Annotated in this window: 16 protein-coding genes; 14 read left to right on the top strand and 2 right to left on the bottom strand. The window is 54.1% G+C overall.

What is annotated here, in order from left to right; all coding sequences use genetic code 11:
• Positions 1–34 precede the first annotated feature (34 nt).
• The 11 genes from AC2FAJ_RS04080 to AC2FAJ_RS04030 all read left to right on the top strand — a co-directional run bounded on the left by AC2FAJ_RS04080 (position 35) and on the right by AC2FAJ_RS04030 (position 12735).
• The gene (locus AC2FAJ_RS04080; RefSeq protein ID WP_485453853.1) at positions 35–1732 is read left to right on the top strand and encodes a sugar phosphorylase; all 1698 of its coding nucleotides are present in this window, start codon (positions 35–37) and stop codon (positions 1730–1732) included.
• A gap of 13 nt (positions 1733–1745) precedes the next feature.
• Positions 1746–3038 carry an ABC transporter substrate-binding protein gene (locus AC2FAJ_RS04075; protein ID WP_041909679.1) on the top strand — a complete coding sequence of 431 codons (1293 nt, stop codon included), beginning with the start codon at positions 1746–1748 and terminating at the stop codon, positions 3036–3038.
• 22 nt (positions 3039–3060) lie between these two features.
• A complete protein-coding gene (locus AC2FAJ_RS04070) occupies positions 3061–3942 on the top strand; it encodes a carbohydrate ABC transporter permease (protein ID WP_028013373.1) in 882 nt (293 codons plus the stop codon).
• Positions 3929–4771, top strand: a complete 843-nt coding sequence (locus AC2FAJ_RS04065; protein WP_319879020.1) for a carbohydrate ABC transporter permease — start codon at positions 3929–3931, stop codon at positions 4769–4771. The genes AC2FAJ_RS04070 and AC2FAJ_RS04065 overlap by 14 nt, the downstream gene beginning before the upstream one ends.
• A gap of 29 nt (positions 4772–4800) precedes the next feature.
• Complete coding sequence (gene ycjQ / locus AC2FAJ_RS04060; protein ID WP_041909681.1) at positions 4801–5853, top strand: D-guloside 3-dehydrogenase; 1053 nt, start codon at positions 4801–4803, stop codon at positions 5851–5853.
• 17 nt (positions 5854–5870) lie between these two features.
• Positions 5871–6659, top strand: a complete 789-nt coding sequence (gene ycjR / locus AC2FAJ_RS04055) for a 3-dehydro-D-guloside 4-epimerase (RefSeq protein WP_045260650.1) — start codon at positions 5871–5873, stop codon at positions 6657–6659.
• An 11-nt stretch (positions 6660–6670) separates the two neighbouring features.
• Positions 6671–7729 carry a D-glucoside 3-dehydrogenase gene (ycjS, locus tag AC2FAJ_RS04050; RefSeq protein WP_120787283.1) on the top strand — a complete coding sequence of 353 codons (1059 nt, stop codon included), beginning with the start codon at positions 6671–6673 and terminating at the stop codon, positions 7727–7729.
• The gene (locus AC2FAJ_RS04045; protein WP_060571750.1) at positions 7723–10002 is read left to right on the top strand and encodes a glycoside hydrolase family 65 protein; all 2280 of its coding nucleotides are present in this window, start codon (positions 7723–7725) and stop codon (positions 10000–10002) included. The genes ycjS and AC2FAJ_RS04045 overlap by 7 nt, the downstream gene beginning before the upstream one ends.
• Positions 9992–10657, top strand: coding sequence for a beta-phosphoglucomutase (gene pgmB, locus AC2FAJ_RS04040; RefSeq protein ID WP_059354336.1), 666 nt, complete (start codon positions 9992–9994; stop codon positions 10655–10657). The genes AC2FAJ_RS04045 and pgmB overlap by 11 nt, the downstream gene beginning before the upstream one ends.
• A gap of 13 nt (positions 10658–10670) precedes the next feature.
• Entirely contained in the window at positions 10671–11753 is a 1083-nt protein-coding gene (locus AC2FAJ_RS04035) for an ABC transporter ATP-binding protein (protein WP_041909689.1), read from the top strand.
• 67 nt (positions 11754–11820) lie between these two features.
• Positions 11821–12735, top strand: coding sequence for an OmpG family monomeric porin (locus AC2FAJ_RS04030; RefSeq protein ID WP_060571751.1), 915 nt, complete (start codon positions 11821–11823; stop codon positions 12733–12735).
• Between the two features lie 33 nt (positions 12736–12768).
• Here the strand turns inward: AC2FAJ_RS04030 and AC2FAJ_RS04025 are convergent, their stop codons facing one another.
• Complete coding sequence (locus AC2FAJ_RS04025) at positions 12769–13779, bottom strand: LacI family DNA-binding transcriptional regulator (RefSeq protein ID WP_048956150.1); 1011 nt, start codon at positions 13777–13779, stop codon at positions 12769–12771.
• Positions 13780–13934: 155 nt separating this feature from the next.
• Here AC2FAJ_RS04025 and AC2FAJ_RS04020 point away from each other — a divergent pair, with 155 nt between their 5' ends.
• The 3 genes from AC2FAJ_RS04020 to tyrR all read left to right on the top strand — a co-directional run bounded on the left by AC2FAJ_RS04020 (position 13935) and on the right by tyrR (position 18035).
• Positions 13935–15332, top strand: a complete 1398-nt coding sequence (locus AC2FAJ_RS04020) for a YcjX family GTP-binding protein (protein ID WP_485453852.1) — start codon at positions 13935–13937, stop codon at positions 15330–15332.
• Positions 15329–16381: a TIGR01620 family protein gene (locus AC2FAJ_RS04015; protein ID WP_485453851.1), complete on the top strand. Its 1053-nt coding sequence runs from the start codon at positions 15329–15331 to the stop codon at positions 16379–16381. The genes AC2FAJ_RS04020 and AC2FAJ_RS04015 overlap by 4 nt, the downstream gene beginning before the upstream one ends.
• Before the next feature lie 112 nt (positions 16382–16493).
• On the top strand, positions 16494–18035 hold the full coding sequence (tyrR, locus tag AC2FAJ_RS04010; protein ID WP_060571752.1) for a transcriptional regulator TyrR: 1542 nt from the start codon (positions 16494–16496) through the stop codon (positions 18033–18035).
• A 33-nt stretch (positions 18036–18068) separates the two neighbouring features.
• Here tyrR and AC2FAJ_RS04005 read toward each other — a convergent pair whose 3' ends face one another.
• Positions 18069–19277, bottom strand: coding sequence for an aldose 1-epimerase family protein (locus AC2FAJ_RS04005; RefSeq protein WP_485453850.1), 1209 nt, complete (start codon positions 19275–19277; stop codon positions 18069–18071).
• Positions 19278–19527: the final 250 nt, after the last annotated feature.

Here is a 19527-nt window from a genome sequence, read left to right as displayed (position 1 = left end):
AGGGGAGTAGATTGCCCTTCGTGGGACCGCTACCATGGAAAATAATGTGAACGCAAAAATTAAAAAACTTATCAATCATATTTACGGTGAATCATTTTCTGAAGCACATTTTAAAGTGTTATTAACAAAGCTTGAACAAGCTGCTGTTGATATTACAGAAAAGCGTAAATCAGGCTGGGATGAAAAAGATGTCGTTCTGATCACCTACGCCGATCAGTTCTCCGCGAAAGGGGAGAAAGCGTTGCCGGTATTTACCCGCTTTTATAATGAGTGGCTTGCTCGCACGTTTTCCCATGTCCACCTTTTACCTTTTTATCCGTGGTCCTCTGATGACGGATTTTCCGTTATTGATTACCACAACGTTGCGCCTGAAACCGGGACCTGGCAAGACGTTGCTGATTTAAAACAGTCTGCCAGCTTAATGTTTGATTTCGTCTGCAACCATATGTCAGCAAAAAGTGAATGGTTTGCTAATTATCTTGCGCAGAAACCTGGCTACGAAGATTTCTTTATTGCTGTCGATCCTGAAACTGATTTATCTGCGGTGACGCGTCCTCGCGCATTACCGTTGCTGACGCCATTTACGCTGCATGATGGCAGCGTGCGTCATCTTTGGACCACCTTCAGCGATGACCAGATCGATCTCAACTTCGCCTCGCCTCAGGTGCTGATTGCGATGGTTGACGTGCTGCTCCATTACCTGGCGGAAGGGGCGCGTTATATCCGTCTGGACGCCGTCGGATTTATGTGGAAGATCCCTGGAACAAGCTGTATCCATCTGGAACAGACTCACTGCCTTATCCAGCTTTTCCGTGCTATTACCGAGGCCGTGGCGCCGGGTACCGTGATCATTACTGAGACGAACGTTCCGCATAAGGACAATATCTCTTATTTCGGTGACGGTGAAAATGAAGCGCAGATGGTCTACCAGTTCTCCTTGCCGCCGCTGGTGCTGCATGCTGTGCACCGTCAGGATGTTAACGCTCTCTGTCAGTGGGCGGGATCGCTGGCGCTGCCTTCAACAAAAACGACCTGGTTCAATTTCCTGGCGTCTCATGACGGTATCGGTCTGAACCCACTGCGCGGCATTCTGCCGGAATCAGAAATCCTCGCACTGGTTGAGAAACTGCAGCAGGAAGGGGCACTGGTCAACTGGAAAAATAATCCTGACGGTACGCGCAGTCCTTACGAAATTAATGTGACCTATCTTGACGCGTTAAGCGCGCAAAACAGTTCAGATGATGAGCGCATTGCGCGCTTTATTCTGGCGCATGCGGTGCTGTTAAGTTTCCCAGGTGTACCTGCCGTGTATATTCAAAGTATTCTTGGCTCCCGTAACGATTATGAAGGGGTCGAGCGCCTTGGCTATAACCGCGCGATAAACCGCAAGAAATATACCGCCGGTCAGGTTGATCTCGAACTTAATAATAAAAATAGCATTCGTCATAAAATTTATTCCCGTTTAAGCGAGTTTATTACAATTCGTCGTGGCGAAAGTGCGTTTCACCCTGATGCCACGGCATTTTTTGAATCACTGGATGAACAAATTCTTAAAATTGTTCGCGTGGCTGAAAACGGTGAGAGAATTACAGCCCTGTTTAATTTTAGTAATAACGTTCATACCGTTTATGGGGACACGCTTACTGGTATGGAATTACTATCAGGACAAGCTGTTAGCGGTAAAGAGCTGACCCTCAATCCATGGCAGGTTATGTGGATTAAAGAAAACTAAAAAGGACCCTAAAATGAAAATGCCCAAAATTGTGCTGTTATCAGCACTGGTTTCGTGCGCCCTGTTATCAGGCTGTAAAGATGATAAAGCGTCTGCTGTGACCATTGAGTTCATGCACTCGTCAGTAGAGCAGGAGCGCCAGGCGGTTATTACGAAACTGATCGAAAAATTCGAGAAAGAAAACCCCGGCATTACGGTGAAGCAGGTGCCGGTGGAAGAAGATGCCTACAACACCAAAGTGATTACGCTCGCCAGAACGGGCGCGCTGCCTGAAGTGATTGAAGTCAGCCATGATTACGCGAAAGTCATGGATAAGGAACAACTGCTGGATCGCAAGGCTATCGGTGAAGCCATTGAAGCGGTAGGCGAAAAGACCTTCTATGACGGGATCCTGCGTGTTGTGCGTACTGAAGACGGCACAGCCTGGACGGGGGTGCCGATGAGCGCCTGGCTGTCCGGCATCTGGTATCACAAAGATGTGCTTGCCGCTGCGGGTATTCAGGAACCGCATAACTGGGAACAGCTGCTGAAAGCCAGCCAGAAGCTTAACGACCCGGCCAACAAACATTACGGTATTGCGCTGCCCACCGCGGAAAGCGTCATGACCGAGCAGGCGTTCTCCCAGTTTGCGCTTTCCGGCGGCGCGAACGTTTTTGATGCCAACGGAAACGTTGAAATTGACACCCCTGAAATGGCGAAAGCGCTGGCGTTCTATAAAGCGCTGGCCGCGACCACCATGCCGGGCTCGAACGACGTCATGGAGATCAAAGATGCCTTCATGAACGGTTCTGCACCGATGGCCGTCTATTCCACCTACATCCTGCCGGCGGTATTCCAGGATGGTAACCCTGCCAATCTTGGCTTCGTTGTCCCGACAGAAAAGTCCTCAGCCGTTTATGGCATGGTCACCTCGTTGACGATCACCAGCGGACAAACCGAAGAAGAAACGCAAGCGGCTGAAAAGTTTGTGACGTGGATGGAGCAGGCTCAAAACGCAACCGACTGGGTCATGATGTCGCCGGGCGCGGCGCTGCCGGTGAACACGCTGGTCGTAGGAACGGATACCTGGAAAAACAACGAGGTGATTAAAGCGTTTGGGCAACTGCCTTATGAACTGATCGCCCAATTCCCGAACGTACAGGTGTTTGGTGCTGTCGGCGACAAAAACTTCACGCGCATGGGCGATGTGACAGGGTCCGGCATTATCAGCTCCATGGTGCATAACGTCACCGTGGGTAAACAAGATCTCAGCGCAACGCTTAGCAAGAGCCAGACGCGACTGACTGACCTGATTTCACAACGATAGGAGCGCTCTGCGGAAGGAAATTATGAAGACGTTGTTTTCTGGTCGTTCAGATATGCCTTTCGCCATGCTGCTGTTGGCCCCCAGCCTGATTTTGCTGGGGGGCCTGGTGGCCTGGCCAATGATTTCCAATATTGAAATCAGTTTCTTACGCCTGCCGCTTAACCCGCGTATTGATGCGGTGTTTGTTGGCCTGGATAACTACATCCGCATTCTTGGGGATGCTGCGTTCTGGCACTCGCTGTGGATGACGTTCTGGTATACGGCGCTGGTCGTGCTCGGCAGCACCGGGCTGGGGCTTGCCGTCGCCATCTTCTTTAACCGTGAGTTTCGTCTCCGGAAGACGGCGCGTTCGCTGGTGATTTTATCCTACGTGACGCCATCTATTTCCCTGGTATTTGCCTGGAAATACATGTTCAACAACGGCTACGGCATTGTGAACTATCTGGGCGTCGATCTGCTGCATCTGTATGACCAGGCGCCGCTCTGGTTCGATAACCCTGGCAGCAGCTTCGTGCTGGTGGTGCTGTTCGCCATCTGGCGCTACTTCCCGTATGCCTTTATCTCATTCCTGGCGATTTTGCAGACCATTGATAAATCGCTGTATGAAGCGGCAGAGATGGACGGAGCCAACGCCTGGCAGCGTTTCCGTATCGTCACGTTGCCCGCCATCATGCCTGTACTGGCAACGGTGGTGACGCTACGAACCATCTGGATGTTCTACATGTTTGCGGATGTTTATCTGCTGACCACGAAGGTCGATATTCTGGGCGTGTATCTCTATAAAACTGCCTTTGCATTCAACGATCTGGGCAAAGCAGCCGCCATTTCTGTTGTGCTGTTTGTGATCATCTTCGCCGTCATTCTGCTGACCAGAAAAAGGGTAAACCTCAATGGCAACAAATAAACGCATACTGGGCCGTATTGGTTTCTATCTGGGGCTGACGGTATTTCTGATTATCACGCTGTTCCCGTTCTTCGTGATGCTGATGACGTCATTCAAGAGCGCGAAAGAGGCCATATCGCTGAATCCGACTATTCTGCCGCAGGCGTGGACGCTTCAGCATTACGTTGACATCTTTAACCCGCTAATTTTCCCGTTCGTGGATTATTTCCGCAACAGCATGGTGGTGTCGCTGACGTCATCGGTAATTGCGGTGTTTCTCGGCACGCTGGGCGCTTACGCCTTGTCCAAGCTGCGTTTTAAAGGACGCACGACGATCAACGCGAGCTTCTACACCGTCTATATGTTCTCCGGGATTTTGCTGGTGGTGCCGCTGTTCAAAATCATCACCGCGCTCGGCATTTACGACACTGAACTGGCGCTGATCATCACCATGGTGACCCAGACGTTGCCTACGGCGGTATTCATGCTGCGCAGCTATTTCGACACCATTCCGGACGAAATAGAAGAGGCCGCGATGATGGATGGTCTGAACCGCCTGCAAATCATCTTCCGCATTACCGTGCCGCTGGCCATTTCCGGTCTCGTGTCGGTGTTTGTTTACTGCTTCATGGTGGCATGGAACGACTACCTGTTTGCCTCCATTTTCCTGTCCAGCGCCAGCAACTTCACCCTGCCGGTCGGGCTGAACACGCTCTTTAGTACGCCAGATTATATCTGGGGTCGCATGATGGCGGCATCGCTGGTGACGGCGCTTCCGGTGGTCATCATGTACGCACTCTCTGAACGTTTTATTAAAAGTGGTTTGACCGCCGGTGGCGTCAAGGGCTAAGGCGGCCAATTTTTTATCAGGAGCAAGTTATGAAGAAGTTAGTTGCGACAGCGCCACGCGTAGCGGCGCTGGTGGAGTATGAAGACCGTGCTGTGGAAGCACATGAAGTGAAAATTCGCGCCCGCTTTGGCGCCCCGAAGCACGGAACGGAAGTCGTGGATTTCCGCGCGGCAAGCCCGTTTATTGATGAAGAGTTCAACGCAGAGTGGCAGATGTTCACGCCGCGTGAAGAGGGCGCTGCGCGCGGTATCGAATTCGGTAAGTTCCAGCTGGGCAACATGATCGTTGGCGACATTATTGAATGCGGTGCAGACGTAACGGAATACCAGATCGGCGACAGCGTCTGCTGCTACGGCCCGCTGCAGGAAACGGTCATCGTTAACGCGGTGAACAACTATAAGCTGCGTAAAATGCCGCAGGGCGCGTCCTGGAAGAATGCCGTTTGCTACGATCCGGCGCAGTTCGCCATGAGCGGCGTGCGTGATGCCAACGTCCGTGTGGGTGACTTTGTTGTCGTGGTCGGTCTGGGAGCCATCGGACAGATTGCGATTCAGCTGGCGAAAAAAGCCGGTGCGTCAGTGGTTATCGGAGTTGATCCGATTGAACACCGCTGTGAGATCGCTCGCCGTCACGGCGCGGACCACTGCCTGAATCCAATCGGTACCGATGTCGGTCTGGAAATCAAAAAGCTGACCGGGAAGCAGGGCGCGGACGTGATCATCGAAACCAGCGGCTTTGCGGATGCGCTGCAGTCCGCGCTGCGCGGGCTCGCCTACGGCGGCACCATCTCCTACGTGGCCTTCGCCAAACCGTTTGCGGCAGGCTTCAACCTGGGCCGCGAAGCGCACTTCAACAACGCTAAGATTGTCTTCTCCCGCGCCTGCAGTGAACCGAACCCGGACTATCCGCGCTGGAGCCGCAAGCGTATCGAAGAGACCTGCTGGGAATTGCTGATGAACGGTTATCTGAACTGTGAAGATCTGATCGACCCGGTCGTCACCTTCACCACCAGCCCGGAAAGCTATATGAAGTATGTCGATCAGCATCCGGAACTCAGTATCAAAATGGGCGTCACTTTTTAAGCTAAGGACAGCAAATCATGAAGATCGCAACACAAAACCAGGCCTTTTTCCCGACCAACATCATGGAAAAATTCGAGTACATCAAAGCGATGGGTTTTGATGGCTACGAAATTGACGGCCGTCTGCTGGTGGAAAATCTCGACGAAGTGAAAGCCGCTATCAAAGCCACGGGCCTGCCGGTGACGACAGCATGTGGCGGGTACGATGGCTGGATCGGTGATTTCATCGAAGAACGCCGTCTGAACGGATTACAGCAGATCGAACGCATTCTGGAAGCGCTGGCGGAAGTCGGCGGAAAGGGCATTATCGTGCCTGCTGCCTGGGGCATGTTTACCTTCCGTCTGCCGCCAATGACCTCTCCACGCAGCCTGGACGGTGACCGCAAAGCCGTAAGCGCCTCGCTGCGCTGGCTGGATGAGGTGGCCGCGCGCACCGGCACCACCGTCTACCTGGAGCCGCTGAACCGCTACCAGGATCATATGATCAACACCCTGGCAGACGCGCGTCGTTATATCGAAGAGAACGGCCTGAAGCACGTGCAGATCATCGGTGATTTCTATCACATGAACATTGAAGAAGACTCGCTGACGGACGCGCTGCATCAGAACCGCGATCTGCTGGGTCATGTTCACATTGCAGATAACCACCGCTATCAGCCGGGCAGCGGCAGCCTCGATTTCGCCAGCCTGTTCGATCAGCTGCGTGCCGATAACTATCAGGGATACGTAGTGTATGAATGCCGTGTTCGCGCCGAGGATCCGGCTAAGGCTTATCAGGACTCTCTCACTTATTTGCGTGAATGCTAAGGATGACGAGCGTGATGAGTGCTTCTACACCTTCGCCTCTGCGCGTCGCCATTATTGGCGCCGGGCAGGTCGCGGACAAAGTGCATGCCTCGTATTACGCCACGCGCAGTGATGTTCAAATGGTGGCTGTCATGGACAGCCGCCTTGAGCAGGCACAGGCGTTCGCGGAACGTTATGCTATTCCATCGGCATGGCAGGACGCTCACGAGATGTTGCAGGCAGTAAAACCGGATGTGGTGAGCGTCTGTTCGCCCAACCGATTCCATTTTGAACACGTGATGGCGTCGCTCGAGGCGGGTTGCCATGTGATGTGTGAAAAGCCCCCGGCGATGACCCCGCAGCAGGCTGATGAGATGCGCATCGCGGCGCGCAAGGCAGGAAAAGTTCTGGCCTATGATTTTCACCATCGCTTTGCCCTGGATACCCAACTGCTGCGCGATGCGGTAATGAACGGAACGCTCGGTGAAGTTTACTTTACCTCAGCGCAGGCGCTGCGTCGCTGCGGTGTACCGGGGTGGGGCGTTTTTACCAACAAATCGCTACAGGGCGGTGGACCGCTGATTGATATCGGCATTCATATGCTCGACGCCGCAATGTATGTCCTGGGTTTCCCGGCGGTAAAACGGGTGACTGCGCACAGCTTCCAGAGGCTGGGAAACCGTAAAAGCACCGGTCAGTTTGGCGAGTGGGATCCTGCGCAATTTACCGTGGAAGATGCGCTGTTTGGCACGATTGAATTCTGCAACGGCGGCATTTTGCGTCTGGACACCTCCTTTGCGCTTAACATTCGCGAGCAGTCGATCATGAACGTCTCTTTCTGCGGTGAAAAGGCGGGTGCAACGCTGTTCCCGGCGCACATCTACAACGACGAAGCCGGTGTTTTAGAAAGCCTTACCCAGCGCGAAGAGGCGGACGATCAGCGCCATCTGCGCAGCATGGATGCCTTTGTACGTCACGTGCTGGGAGAGCCCGTGATGATTGCCGATGCAGAACAGGGACTGGTAATTCAGCAGCTTGTTGGCGCGCTTTATGAATCCGCAGAAACAGGGGAAAGCGTAACACTATGCTGAACGTCTCTGTATTAACCGATCCGGGCTTTTGTCCACACAGCCTGAATAAATACGCCTCCATCATGGCATGCGGCAATGGCTACATGGGCATTCGCGCCGCGCATGAAGAAGACTACACCCAGCAGACCAGAGGCATGTATCTCGCTGGGCTGTATCATCGCGCGGGGCGCAACGAGACCACTGAGCTGGTCAATCTGCCGGATATCACCGGTATTGATGTAGAGCTGGACGGCGTCAATTTCACGCTCCTTTCAGGGGAAATCCTTGAGTGGCAGCGCGAGCTGGCCTTCGCAAACGGCGAACTGCATCGCAACGTTGTCTGGCGTTCACCCAACGGCAAACGCTATCGGCTTGAGAGTCGTCGATTTGTGTCGCTGGACCAGTTGCCATTAGTGGCTATGCAGCTCTCGATCACGCCCCTTGATGGCGCCACGCAGGCGGTGCTGAAAACCGGCATCGACGCAACGCAAACGAACAGCGGCAGACAGCATCTGGATGAAATCTCGGTCAGGGTCTTTGATCAGCACTATATGCAGGGGGTGTATGAAACGCAGGATCGGGCGTCGGAGGTTGTTATTTCGGCGTTTTGTCAGCTCTCCGCTAAGAGCGACAGCTGTTTCACCGCCAAAAATCGGCGTCTCAGCGTACATCATTCACTGACCATTGCTCAGGGTGACACTGTCACGCTGGAAAAGATCGTCTGGGTGACGCATCGCAGCGATAAAGCGCTGTCACAGGAGTCTTTTGCGCGCAACGCGCTGGCCGATCTCAAAGTTTCTGCCGCAAGAGGTTACGACGCATTGCTTGAAAGCTCAGCGTATGCCTGGAAAGAGGTCTGGCGTGATGCCCGGGTGGAAGTGACTTCCGCAGAGCAACAGGATCAGATGGCGCTGGATTATGCGGTCTGGCACCTGACCACGATGACGCCTGCCCATGATGAGCGAAGCAGTATCGCTGCGAAGGGGCTGACGGGAGAGGGGTATAAAGGCCACGTCTTCTGGGATACCGAAATTTTCCTGCTGCCTTTCCATCTGTTTACCCGCCCGCAGGTTGCCCGCAGCCTGCTGCGCTATCGCTGGCTTAATCTGGCTGGCGCACGGGAAAAAGCCCGTCGTAACGGCTGGCCTGGCGCGTTGTTCCCATGGGAAAGCGCCGCAAGCGGTGAGGAAGAGACGCCGGAGTTCGCGGCAATCAACATCCGCACCGGGGTACGCCAGAAGGTGGCTTCCGCACTTGCTGAGCATCACATCGTGGCTGATATTGCCTGGGCCGTCGTTGCGTACTGGCAGGCGACGCATGATGACGCCTTTATGCGTAACGAAGGCCTGACGCTGCTGATGGAAACGGCTTTGTTCTGGATGGGACGCGCAACGGATGTCAATGGTCGTCTGGAAATCCATGATGTGATCGGACCGGACGAATACACCGAGCACGTGAACAACAACGCTTACACCAACTATCTGGCCTGGCACAACGTTGCCTGCGCGCGCCAGTTTATGGCGATGTTTGGGCGTGAGGATGAGCGTTTTACGGAGAATGCCGCGCAGTTCCTGGCGCGCTTATGGCTACCGGAGGCCGATGCAGACGGTGTGATCCCGCAGGATGATACCTTCATGGTAAAACCGGCCATCGATCTGAGCCGCTACAAAGCCAAAGCGGGTAAGCAGACGATTCTGCTCGATTATTCCCGCGCGGAAGTGAACGAGATGCAGATCCTGAAGCAGGCCGATGTGGTGATGCTTAACTACCTGCTGCCAGAACGGTTTACGCCACGGCAATGCGCCGCCAATCTGGCGTTCTATGAGCCACGCACGATCCATGATTCGTCCCTGAGCAAGGCCATTCACGGGATTGTGCTCGCGCGCTGCGGTGACACGCAGGGGGCCTATGCCTTCTGGCGCGATGGCATCGCCATTGATTTGGGCGACGATCCGCACAGCAGCGATGAGGGCATTCATGCCGCGGCAACCGGTGCGATCTGGTCTGGCGCAATTCAGGGATTTGCTGGCCTGCAAATCATTGAAGGGGAACTGCATCTCGCGCCAAAACTGCCTGCTCATTGGCAGAAACTCGCTTTCCCGCTGCGGTGGCGGAACGCAGCAATGCACTTCACGTATGAGAACGAGGTGTTAACCATTGAAACCACGGCGCCTGCCACGCTGACGCTGTGGGGCAAAACGCTGCATGTATCGGAGCGAAAAGTTTGCACCTATAAGGACTTTTCTGTATCCGCATCTGGGACCGCTACCACGGAGGGGCGCCATGACGCTTAAGGCTGTTGTATTCGATCTGGACGGTGTGATCACCGATACCGCGCATCTTCACTTTCTGGCCTGGCGTGCCGTGGCGGAGGAAATTGGCATTACCTTCGACGAAGTGTTTAACGAACAGCTCAAGGGAATAAGCCGCATGGATTCCCTCCAGCGCATTCTGAAGCACGGCGGAAAAAAGGGGATGTTTAGCGAGGAGCAATGCCTGGCGCTTGCGACGAAAAAAAATGCGCTTTACGTCCAGTCGCTGGCATCACTGACGCAGGATTCTCTGCTACCGGGGATCCGCGACGTGCTGGCGGAGATCCGTGCCGCGAAGGTCAAGATTGGGCTGGCATCCGTATCGCTCAATGCCCCAGGGATTTTGCACGCGCTGGGCATTCATCAGGCCTTCGATTTTTGCGCTGATGCTTCCCGCATTTGCCGTTCAAAGCCTGACCCGGAGATCTTCCTTGCGGCCTGTGCGGGGCTGAACGTGCGTCCTGAAGAGGCGATTGGCATTGAAGATGCCGCTGCGGGTATTGAAGCAATCAACGCCGCAGGAATGCTGTCGGTCGGGATTGGGCCTGGCCTTAACCATGCGGGATTACAACTTCATTCAACGCGGGAACTGACCTGGAAATGCCTGACAGAATTCTGGGCGTCCCGGGCGTATTGATAAGGAATAAATTATGGCTCAACTTTCTCTGAAACATATTCAGAAAATCTATGATAACCAGGTCCACGTGGTTAAGGATTTCAACCTCGAAATTGAAGACAAAGAGTTTATTGTTTTCGTCGGTCCGTCGGGCTGCGGTAAATCCACGACGCTGCGAATGATTGCCGGTCTTGAGGAGATCAGCGCGGGTGAACTGATTATCGACGGCGTGTGCATGAATGACGTGCCTGCCAAATCGCGTGATATCGCAATGGTATTCCAGAACTATGCGCTTTATCCGCATATGACGGTCTACGACAACATGGCGTTTGGCCTGAAAATGCAAAAAATAGCGCCCGCGGTGATTGAAGAACGCGTGAACTGGGCGGCGCAGATTTTAGGGTTACGCGAATACCTGAAGCGTAAACCTGGCGCTTTATCGGGTGGTCAGCGCCAGCGTGTGGCGCTGGGCAGGGCGATCGTGCGCGAAGCGGGCGTCTTCCTGATGGATGAGCCGTTATCCAACCTCGATGCCAAGCTTCGCGTGCAGATGCGTGCCGAAATCAGCAAGCTTCACCAGAAGCTTAACACCACCATGATCTATGTTACGCACGACCAGACGGAAGCCATGACGATGGCGACCCGCATCGTGATCCTGAAAGACGGTATCATTCAGCAGGTAGGTGCGCCGAAGCAGGTATACAACGAGCCGGCCAATATGTTTGTCGCAGGGTTCATTGGCTCTCCGGCAATGAACTTCATTCGTGGCGCTATCGACGATCGCTATTTCGTAACGGAAACGCTGCGTCTGGAGATCCCTGAGGACAAGCTGGCTGAGTTGAATGCGCAAGGTTACCAGCGTAAAGCGGTCGTCTTCGGGATCCGTCCGGAAGACATTCTTACCCTGCAGAGCAGCGGAGAAGATATCGCGGCGAAAGTCAGCGTCGCTGAGCTTACCGGTGCCGAATTTATGCTTTATGCCACCGTGGGCGGACATGAACTGGTTGTCCGCGCAGGCGCGGCCAATGACTACGTAGCCGGAGATACTATCGGCATTCAGTTCGATATGAATAAGTGCCATTTCTTCGACGCCGATACCGAAGCGGCTATTAGATAAGAAAGGTGTTTGCCGGAAATGCAAATTTCCGGTTTTTTTTGTTTGTTAATTATAAAGGGAATATTTTATGAGTACTCTACTAAGAAGTGCTGCGCTCGTTCTGTGCGCAGGGGTTAGCTGCGCGCAAGCAACAGAATCCGCAAAGCAATGGGCGTTTAATATCGGTGCCATGTATGAAATTGAAAACGTCGAAGGTCAGAGCGACGATAAAGATGGATTATATGAACCCTCTGTATGGTTTAATGCAACATGGGATGCCTGGACAATCTCTCTGGCAATGTATCAGGAAGGGCCGGTTGATTATAGCAGCATGACGCGTGGCACCTATTTCGATCGCCCGGAATTTGAATTGCGCTATCGCTTTATCGGCACCGATGATTTTACGTTCGGTCTGACCGGTGGCTTCCGCAATTATGGCTATCACTTTAAAGATGAACACGGTGCCAAAGACGGTAGCGCTAATATGCAGCGCTATAAAGTTCAGCCTGACTGGGATATTAAATTAACCGACGACTGGCGCTTTGGCGGCTGGTTTGCCATGTATCAGTTTGCCAACGATCTGGAAAAAACCGGTTATTCTGACAGCCGCGTCGAGACCGAAACGGGCTTTACCTGGACCATCAACGAAACGTTCTCTGCGAAAGTAAATTATTATTTAGAGCGCGGCTTCAATATGGACAGCTCACGTAATAACGGCGAGTTTTCTACCCAGGAAATTCGTGCCTACCTGCCGATTTCGTTAGGCCAGACGACGTTAACGCCTTATACCCGTCTGGGACTCGATCGCTGGTCAAACTGGGACTGGCAGGACGATCCTGAGCGTGAAGGACATGATTTCAACCGTCTGGGTATGCTGTACGCCTATGATTTTAACAACGGTTTATCCATGACGCTGGAATATGCCTACGAATGGGAAAACCATGACGAAGGTGAGAGCGATCGCTTCCACTACGCGGGTGTCGGCGTGAACTACGCGTTCTGATCATGATTTACCAGGGGCGATTGCCCCTGGTTTTTAGCGCAAGGACGCCGCATCCGAAAAATGCGTATCAACCAAAATCTTATGCGGCGCAGGTTTACCCGCAATACGTTTGAACAACACGTTGCAGCTCTCTTCGCCGAGCTTTCTTGTCGGAATATCAAACCCGCCTGGCGCAGGGGTTAAAACGAGAGACAGCATCGGATCGCTGTAGCCTGCCATAACAACCTGCTCGGGAACCATCAGATTTAACTCATCCGCTGCACGATATAGACCCAACAATTTCATACTGTCAGTAGCAAAAACGGCATTGGGCGGGTTGTCAGACGAGAGTAATTTGCAGGCTGCCTGGAGCGCGCTTTCATGGGTATATCCGCCATCAATAACCCAGTCCGGGTTAATGGCGATACCCTGCTTCTCAAGGCTGGATTTATAACCCGCAAGGCGATCGATAGAAACGTGATAATCGAGCGGGGCATGCAGACAGGCAATTTTTGTTCGCCCATGTTTAATAAACGAATCGACCAGAATAGCGCTGTCGTGAAAATTGTCCGTATCAACAGAATAAATATTCTGGAACTTTCCTTCTACTTTTCCAATAACCACCACGGGCACACCGTATTCGTCCAGCGTGGTGAAAAAAGATTCGTTTGCGGGTGAACTCAGCATGATGATCCCTTTGATCATCTTCTGCTTTATTTTTCCCACGCACTTCTGCAGATCGTCCTCACTGCTTTTCGAGGTTTGTAAAATAACGTCAAACCCTTCGTCTTCCGCTTTTGCCGTAATGGCGTGAAGAACATCGGAGAAAAAAGGGTTACCGGCAGTAGTTTTGGTCGAGCGGGTCGAAATAACCATAATGGCATCAAAGCCAGAAGAGGTCAGGGCGCGGGCCAGTTTGTTGGGCTGATAATTTAATTCGTCTATCGCCTTAAGCACTTTGTCTCGCGCTTCAGGGGAAATATTCGTTTGTTTATTCAGAACGCGGGAAACGGTTGATTTCGATACGCCCGCAACCCGTGCGATATCATAGATGGTGGGTGACATACACCTTACTCACTCCGGACTGACAGCAATGTCGTTCATCTTACTGGAGAGAAAACGGCAATAGCAATAAATAAGAATTGATAATCAACGATCTGCCCCCATTTATTGTATTCTGAAGCCATACATTCCTGGCTTCCGGGCAATGAAGGATGGCGATGAAGCGATTTAAGAACGAACTCAATTCACTGGTGAACCGCGGCGTTGATCGACATCTGCGTCTGGCCGTCACCGGCCTGAGCCGCAGCGGTAAGACGGCGTTCATCACCGCGATGGTAAACCAGTTGCTGAACCTGCACGCCGGCGCGCGGCTGCCGTTGCTCAGCGCCGTGCGTGAGGAGCGTCTGCTGGGCGTTAAGCGCGTCCCTCAGCGTGATTTTGGCATATCGCGTTTTACCTACGACGAAGGGCTGGCGCAGCTTTACGGCGATCCGCCCGCGTGGCCGACGCCAACGCGAGGCGTCAGTGAAATTCGCCTTGCGCTGCGCTTTCGTTCTAATGAATCGCTGATACGTCACTTTAAGGATACCTCAACCCTGTATCTGGAAATCGTCGATTATCCCGGTGAATGGCTGCTCGACCTGCCGATGCTGGCGCAGGACTACCTCAGCTGGTCCCGCCAGATGACGGGCTTGTTGCAAGGGCAACGCGCAGAGTGGTCAACGAAATGGCGACAGCTGTGCGAGGGCCTTGATCCGCTGGCGCCTGCGGATGAAAACCGTCTGGCGACCATTGCTGAAGCCTGGACGGACTATCTGCATCAGTGCAAACAGGAAGGGCTGCACTTCATCCAGCCGGGCCGTTTTGTCTTGCCGGGTGATTTAGCAGGCGCGCCCGCGCTACAGTTCTTCCCGTGGCCGGATGTGGACGGCGCAGGCGAGTCGAAGCTGGCACAGGCCGACAAACACACGAATGCCGGCATGCTGCGCGAGCGTTACAATTACTACTGCGAAAAGGTGGTCAAAGGTTTTTATAAAAACCACTTTTTACGTTTCGACCGCCAGATTGTGCTGGTGGATTGCCTGCAGCCGCTCAACAGCGGGCCGCAGGCATTTAACGATATGCGCCTCGCGCTGACGCAGCTGATGCAGAGTTTCCACTACGGGCAGCGGACGCTGTTTCGTCGTCTGTTCTCACCGGTGATCGACAAGCTACTGTTTGCGGCCACAAAAGCCGATCACGTTACGGTCGATCAGCACGCCAACATGGTTTCTCTGCTGCAGCAGCTGGTGCAGGACGCCTGGCAAAACGCCGCGTTTGAAGGCATCAGTATGGATTGTCTTGGGCTCGCATCGGTGCAGGCGACCCAAAGCGGCCTGATTGACCTTAACGGCGAGAAAATACCAGCATTACGCGGGAATCGACTCAGTGACGGCGAGCCGCTTACCGTCTATCCCGGCGAAGTGCCCGCGCGGCTGCCGGGCCAGGCCTTCTGGCAGAGCCAGGGCTTTCAGTTTGAAGCCTTCCGCCCTCAGACCATGAGCGTCGATCGGCCGTTACCGCACATCCGTCTGGATGCGGCGCTGGAGTTTTTGATTGGAGATAAACTGCGATGACGGAACCCTTAAAACCGCGCATAGACTTTACCGGAACGCTTGAACCCGAGCGTCAGGACGCCTTTAAAACGGCGCAGACGTTCAGCGGCGCGCAGGCGGAGAACTTTGCCCCGGCGCTGCCGGACGATCCCGCCGTCGAGGAAGGTCCGGCGGAGGCGGTCGTGGAAGCCGCTCTGCGTCCTAAACGCAGCCTGTGGCGCAAGATGGTCACCGCCGGTCTGGCGCTGTTTGGCGTCAGCGTGGTCGGGCAGGGCGTGCAGTGGGCGATGAACGCCTGGCAAACCCAGGACTGGGTTGCGCTGGGAGGATGTGCCGCGGGCGCGCTCATCGTGGGGGCGGGCGTCGGGTCGGTTGCCACCGAGTGGCGCCGCCTCTGGCGTTTGCGACAGCGTGCGCACGAGCGCGATGAAGCGCGGGATCTCCTCCACAGCCACGGCACTGGCAAAGGCCGCGCCTTCTGTGAAAAACTGGCCAGCCAGGCCGGTATCGATCAGTCGCATCCGGCGCTCCAGCGGTGGTACGCCGCCATCCATGAAACCCAGAACGACCGGGAGGTGGTCACGCTCTATTCCCATATGGTTCAGCCGGTGCTGGATGCCCTGGCGCGGCGTGAGATTAGCCGCTCGGCGGCGGAATCCACGCTGATGATTGCCGTCAGCCCGCTGGCGCTGGTGGATATGGCCTTTATCGCCTGGCGTAACCTGCGCCTCATCAACCGTATCGCGAACCTTTACGGCATAGAGCTGGGTTACTACAGCCGGCTCAGGCTGTTCAAACTGGTCCTGCTCAATATCGCCTTTGCGGGCGCGAGCGAGCTGGTGCGCGAAGTGGGAATGGACTGGATGTCGCAGGATCTGGCGGCGCGTCTTTCAGCCCGTGCAGCCCAGGGCATTGGCGCGGGCTTGCTGACGGCGCGTTTGGGTATCAAAGCGATGGAGGTGTGCCGTCCGCTGCCGTGGATTGATGGCGATAAGCCGCGGCTGGGGGATTTCAGGCGTGAACTGATCGGTCAGCTGAAAGAAACGCTCAATAAAAAACCGTCTCCTTAAGGCGTTGTTCACTAATCGTGCTGGCTGTCAATATTTGTTGACAGCCATCTTCCGGTTCACCGAGTTCTGACATATCATTTTAACGTTATTGGCTTAAAACGGTGAATTTCCCATGCGTCTTGAAGTCTTCTGTGAAGACCGTCTCGGTCTTACCCGCGAATTACTCGATCTTCTTGTTTTACGTAGCATTGATTTACGTGGCATTGAGATCGATCCTGTCGGGCGAATTTACCTCAATTTTGCCGAAATTGAATTTAACACCTTCAGCAGCCTGATGGCGGAAATCCGCCGTATCGCTGGCGTTACGGATGTACGCACCATCCCCTGGATGCCCTCCGAACGTGAGCACCTCGCCCTGAGCGCGCTGCTTGAAGCGATGCCCGAGCCGTTCCTCTCTTTGGATCTGAAAAGTAAAGTCGAGCGCGTTAACCACGCGAGCTGCCAGCTTTTCGCGCAGAGCCAGGAGAAGCTCAGCAGCCACCACGCCGCGCAGCTGATCCCCGGTTTTAACTTCCAGCGCTGGCTGGACAGCAACCCGCAGAATACACACAGCGAGCATGTGGTGATTAACGGGCAGAATTTCCTGATGGAGATCACACCGGTCTATCTGAAAGGAGAAGGAAATAGTCGCGTATTGACCGGGGCGGTGATCATGCTGCGCTCGACGCTACGCATGGGGCGCCAGCTGCAAAACCTCTCCAGCCAGGACGTTGGCGCATTCAGCCAGATTATTGCCGTCAGCCCGAAAATGCGCCACGTGGTTGACCAGGCGCGCAAGCTTGCCAGCCTTACCGCGCCGCTGCTGATTACCGGCGATACCGGTACCGGGAAAGATCTGCTGGCGCACGCCGTGCACCTGGCAAGCCCGCGTGCGGCAAAACCGTATCTGGCGCTTAACTGTGCCTCTATTCCAGAAGATGCCGTCGAAAGCGAGCTGTTTGGACACGCGCCGGAAGGCAAGAAAGGGTTCTTCGAGCAGGCCAACGGCGGCTCCGTGCTGCTGGACGAGATCGGCGAAATGTCGCCGCGTATGCAGGCTAAACTGCTGCGTTTCCTGAACGACGGTACCTTCCGCCGCGTCGGTGAGGATCACGAAGTGCATGTGGACGTGCGCGTCATTTGCGCCACCCAGAAGAACCTGGTGGAGCTGGTGCAAAAGGGGATTTTCCGCGAAGATCTCTATTACCGCCTCAACGTCCTGACGCTGAACATTCCACCGCTGCGCGATTGTCCGCAGGACATCATGCCGCTAACGGAGCTGTTTGTGGCCCGCTTTGCCGACGAGCAGGGCGTTCCGCGTCCGAAACTGTCTGCAGATCTCGGCACGGTGCTCATGCGCTACGGCTGGCCGGGCAACATTCGTCAGCTTAAAAACGCCGTTTATCGCGCGCTGACCCAGCTGGAAGGGTATGAACTGCGCCCTCAGGACATTATGTTGCCGGATTACGACGCCGGGACGGTATCGGTAGGCGAAGAGGCGATGGAAGGCTCGCTGGATGATATCACCAGCCGCTTCGAGCGCTCCGTGCTGACGCAGCTGTACCGCAGCTACCCCAGCACCCGCAAACTGGCAAAACGGCTTGGCGTCTCGCATACCGCGATTGCGAATAAGTTACGTGAGTATGGATTGAATCATAAGAAAGGTGACGAATAACAAAAAGCCTCTGTAAAGAGGCTTTTTTAATGCTTATTCCTTCGCCAGCGGCGTGGTCACGATCTCTGTTTTTGTCTCGCCCTGAATCGACGCAATCCTGCTTTCGACGTCCTTCACCTGCTGCGCGCTGTGTAGCAGGGTATAGGTCAGGTCAAATTGAGCGCTGGCGCCTGGTTGCAGCTGCTTAACCCGCTTCTGCTCGCGTTCAATGGTGACGGGGTAGGCGTAGCTGGTGCCTGGCTCAATCCCCGTGACATAGCCCTGTTTTGGCGTATCGGTATTTTTCCACAGGGTCAGCACGGGCAGCTGGCGGGTATCAAACTGAATTGACGCGCCTTTGTCACCGGCTTTATTCACCACCGCCGCGAGGGTTTCATGGTTGCTGTCCGCAAGCGGTTTGATGTTAAAGACCATCTCATCAAAGCCTTTTGTCGGCCCGGCGTAGGTTTGCCAGTCGTTAACGCCCGCTTTCGCATAATCATTGAACGGGCTCACGCTTGCCGCCGGGGCAAGGAAGCGCGCGCCTTCTTCGAGGACAGGCGCCCCGAAGTTGCTGTGGTAGATGATCTGATAGTCATGAGGGTAATCGGCATGGTTCGTCAGAACGTCATGCAGGCTGAACTGGTTGGTTCCTGGAACGTAACGCAGTTCGGTCATGGTTTGCAGATCCGCTTTTTTAAAGGTGCTTTCTTTGATGAGACCGCGAATACGAATTTCATGCGGGGCAGCATCCGCAATTTCTACCTCCACCTGGGATGCCGGTGTATTCCCCGCCTTGCCATGCAGGGTGTAAATCTGGCCGTCAGCGGTGACCGGGTGCCCCGTCCATTCGTAGCCACAGCGGACCATCATCTCGTTGAAACCTTCCAGCCAGCCAAGTCCGTTTCGGCTTTCCAGATTGATATACGCCGGATTAATGACCTCTTTAACGGGGGAGTTCCAGCCCAGCCTGGTGCCAAAGCCCTCCACATGCAGAAGGTTCATCCCGCGCGTCGGGCTTAAGGTGATGGTCAGGCCGTTTTTACTGCTAATAACGATCATTTTACTACCTTCCTGCTTGCCGCCGTGCAACACTTTTTGCTCAATGCTGAACGTTCGATCGTTAATTTTCAGCTCATCGCTGGAAATCTTCCAGTTTCCTTTTTCCACGCTGCTTTCAGTGCTTGTCAGCACCCAGGTTTTTGCTGCGGCATGGCCCGAAACCAGTACCGAAAGGAGCGTTAAAGCCAGTTTTATTTTCATATTTATCCCTTTTTGCTGAAACGATTATTTAACTTCGTAAGCAAATCTAATGTTTTGGCGATAAGGGAAATGTGATGCGCTTCACTGAGGGTAAATTCAGAGTTGTTTAACGATCAATATGCGGGTCTGATCGCTATTTTGCTGAATTCTAGAAACTGAATTGCGTTAATTTTGTGACGCAAGCTCATTATTGCTTTAACGATTCAGCGAGTAATTAATAAAAAACCCCGCCATAGCGAGGTTTTGAAAA

The sequence above is a fragment of the Enterobacter cloacae complex sp. 385G4 genome, assembly GCF_057320665.1.
Note: the sequence above shows the minus strand (reverse complement) of the source record. Positions and strands in the feature narration are given on the sequence as shown.

What these genes read in the sequence shown, in the direction of transcription:
- AC2FAJ_RS04020 (WP_485453852.1), top strand. Translation starts at nt 13,935, where the DNA reads ATGAAGCGATTTAAGAACGAACTCAATTCACTGGTGAACCGCGGCGTT.
- AC2FAJ_RS04070 (WP_028013373.1), top strand. Translation starts at nt 3,061, where the DNA reads ATGAAGACGTTGTTTTCTGGTCGTTCAGATATGCCTTTCGCCATGCTG.
- ycjQ (WP_041909681.1), top strand. Translation starts at nt 4,801, where the DNA reads ATGAAGAAGTTAGTTGCGACAGCGCCACGCGTAGCGGCGCTGGTGGAG.
- AC2FAJ_RS04065 (WP_319879020.1), top strand. Translation starts at nt 3,929, where the DNA reads ATGGCAACAAATAAACGCATACTGGGCCGTATTGGTTTCTATCTGGGG.
- pgmB (WP_059354336.1), top strand. Translation starts at nt 9,992, where the DNA reads ATGACGCTTAAGGCTGTTGTATTCGATCTGGACGGTGTGATCACCGAT.
- AC2FAJ_RS04030 (WP_060571751.1), top strand. Translation starts at nt 11,821, where the DNA reads ATGAGTACTCTACTAAGAAGTGCTGCGCTCGTTCTGTGCGCAGGGGTT.
- AC2FAJ_RS04025 (WP_048956150.1), bottom strand. Translation starts at nt 13,779, where the DNA reads ATGTCACCCACCATCTATGATATCGCACGGGTTGCGGGCGTATCGAAA.
- tyrR (WP_060571752.1), top strand. Translation starts at nt 16,494, where the DNA reads ATGCGTCTTGAAGTCTTCTGTGAAGACCGTCTCGGTCTTACCCGCGAA.
- AC2FAJ_RS04075 (WP_041909679.1), top strand. Translation starts at nt 1,746, where the DNA reads ATGAAAATGCCCAAAATTGTGCTGTTATCAGCACTGGTTTCGTGCGCC.
- AC2FAJ_RS04005 (WP_485453850.1), bottom strand. Translation starts at nt 19,277, where the DNA reads ATGAAAATAAAACTGGCTTTAACGCTCCTTTCGGTACTGGTTTCGGGC.
- AC2FAJ_RS04015 (WP_485453851.1), top strand. Translation starts at nt 15,329, where the DNA reads ATGACGGAACCCTTAAAACCGCGCATAGACTTTACCGGAACGCTTGAA.
- AC2FAJ_RS04035 (WP_041909689.1), top strand. Translation starts at nt 10,671, where the DNA reads ATGGCTCAACTTTCTCTGAAACATATTCAGAAAATCTATGATAACCAG.
- AC2FAJ_RS04045 (WP_060571750.1), top strand. Translation starts at nt 7,723, where the DNA reads ATGCTGAACGTCTCTGTATTAACCGATCCGGGCTTTTGTCCACACAGC.
- AC2FAJ_RS04080 (WP_485453853.1), top strand. Translation starts at nt 35, where the DNA reads ATGGAAAATAATGTGAACGCAAAAATTAAAAAACTTATCAATCATATT.
- ycjR (WP_045260650.1), top strand. Translation starts at nt 5,871, where the DNA reads ATGAAGATCGCAACACAAAACCAGGCCTTTTTCCCGACCAACATCATG.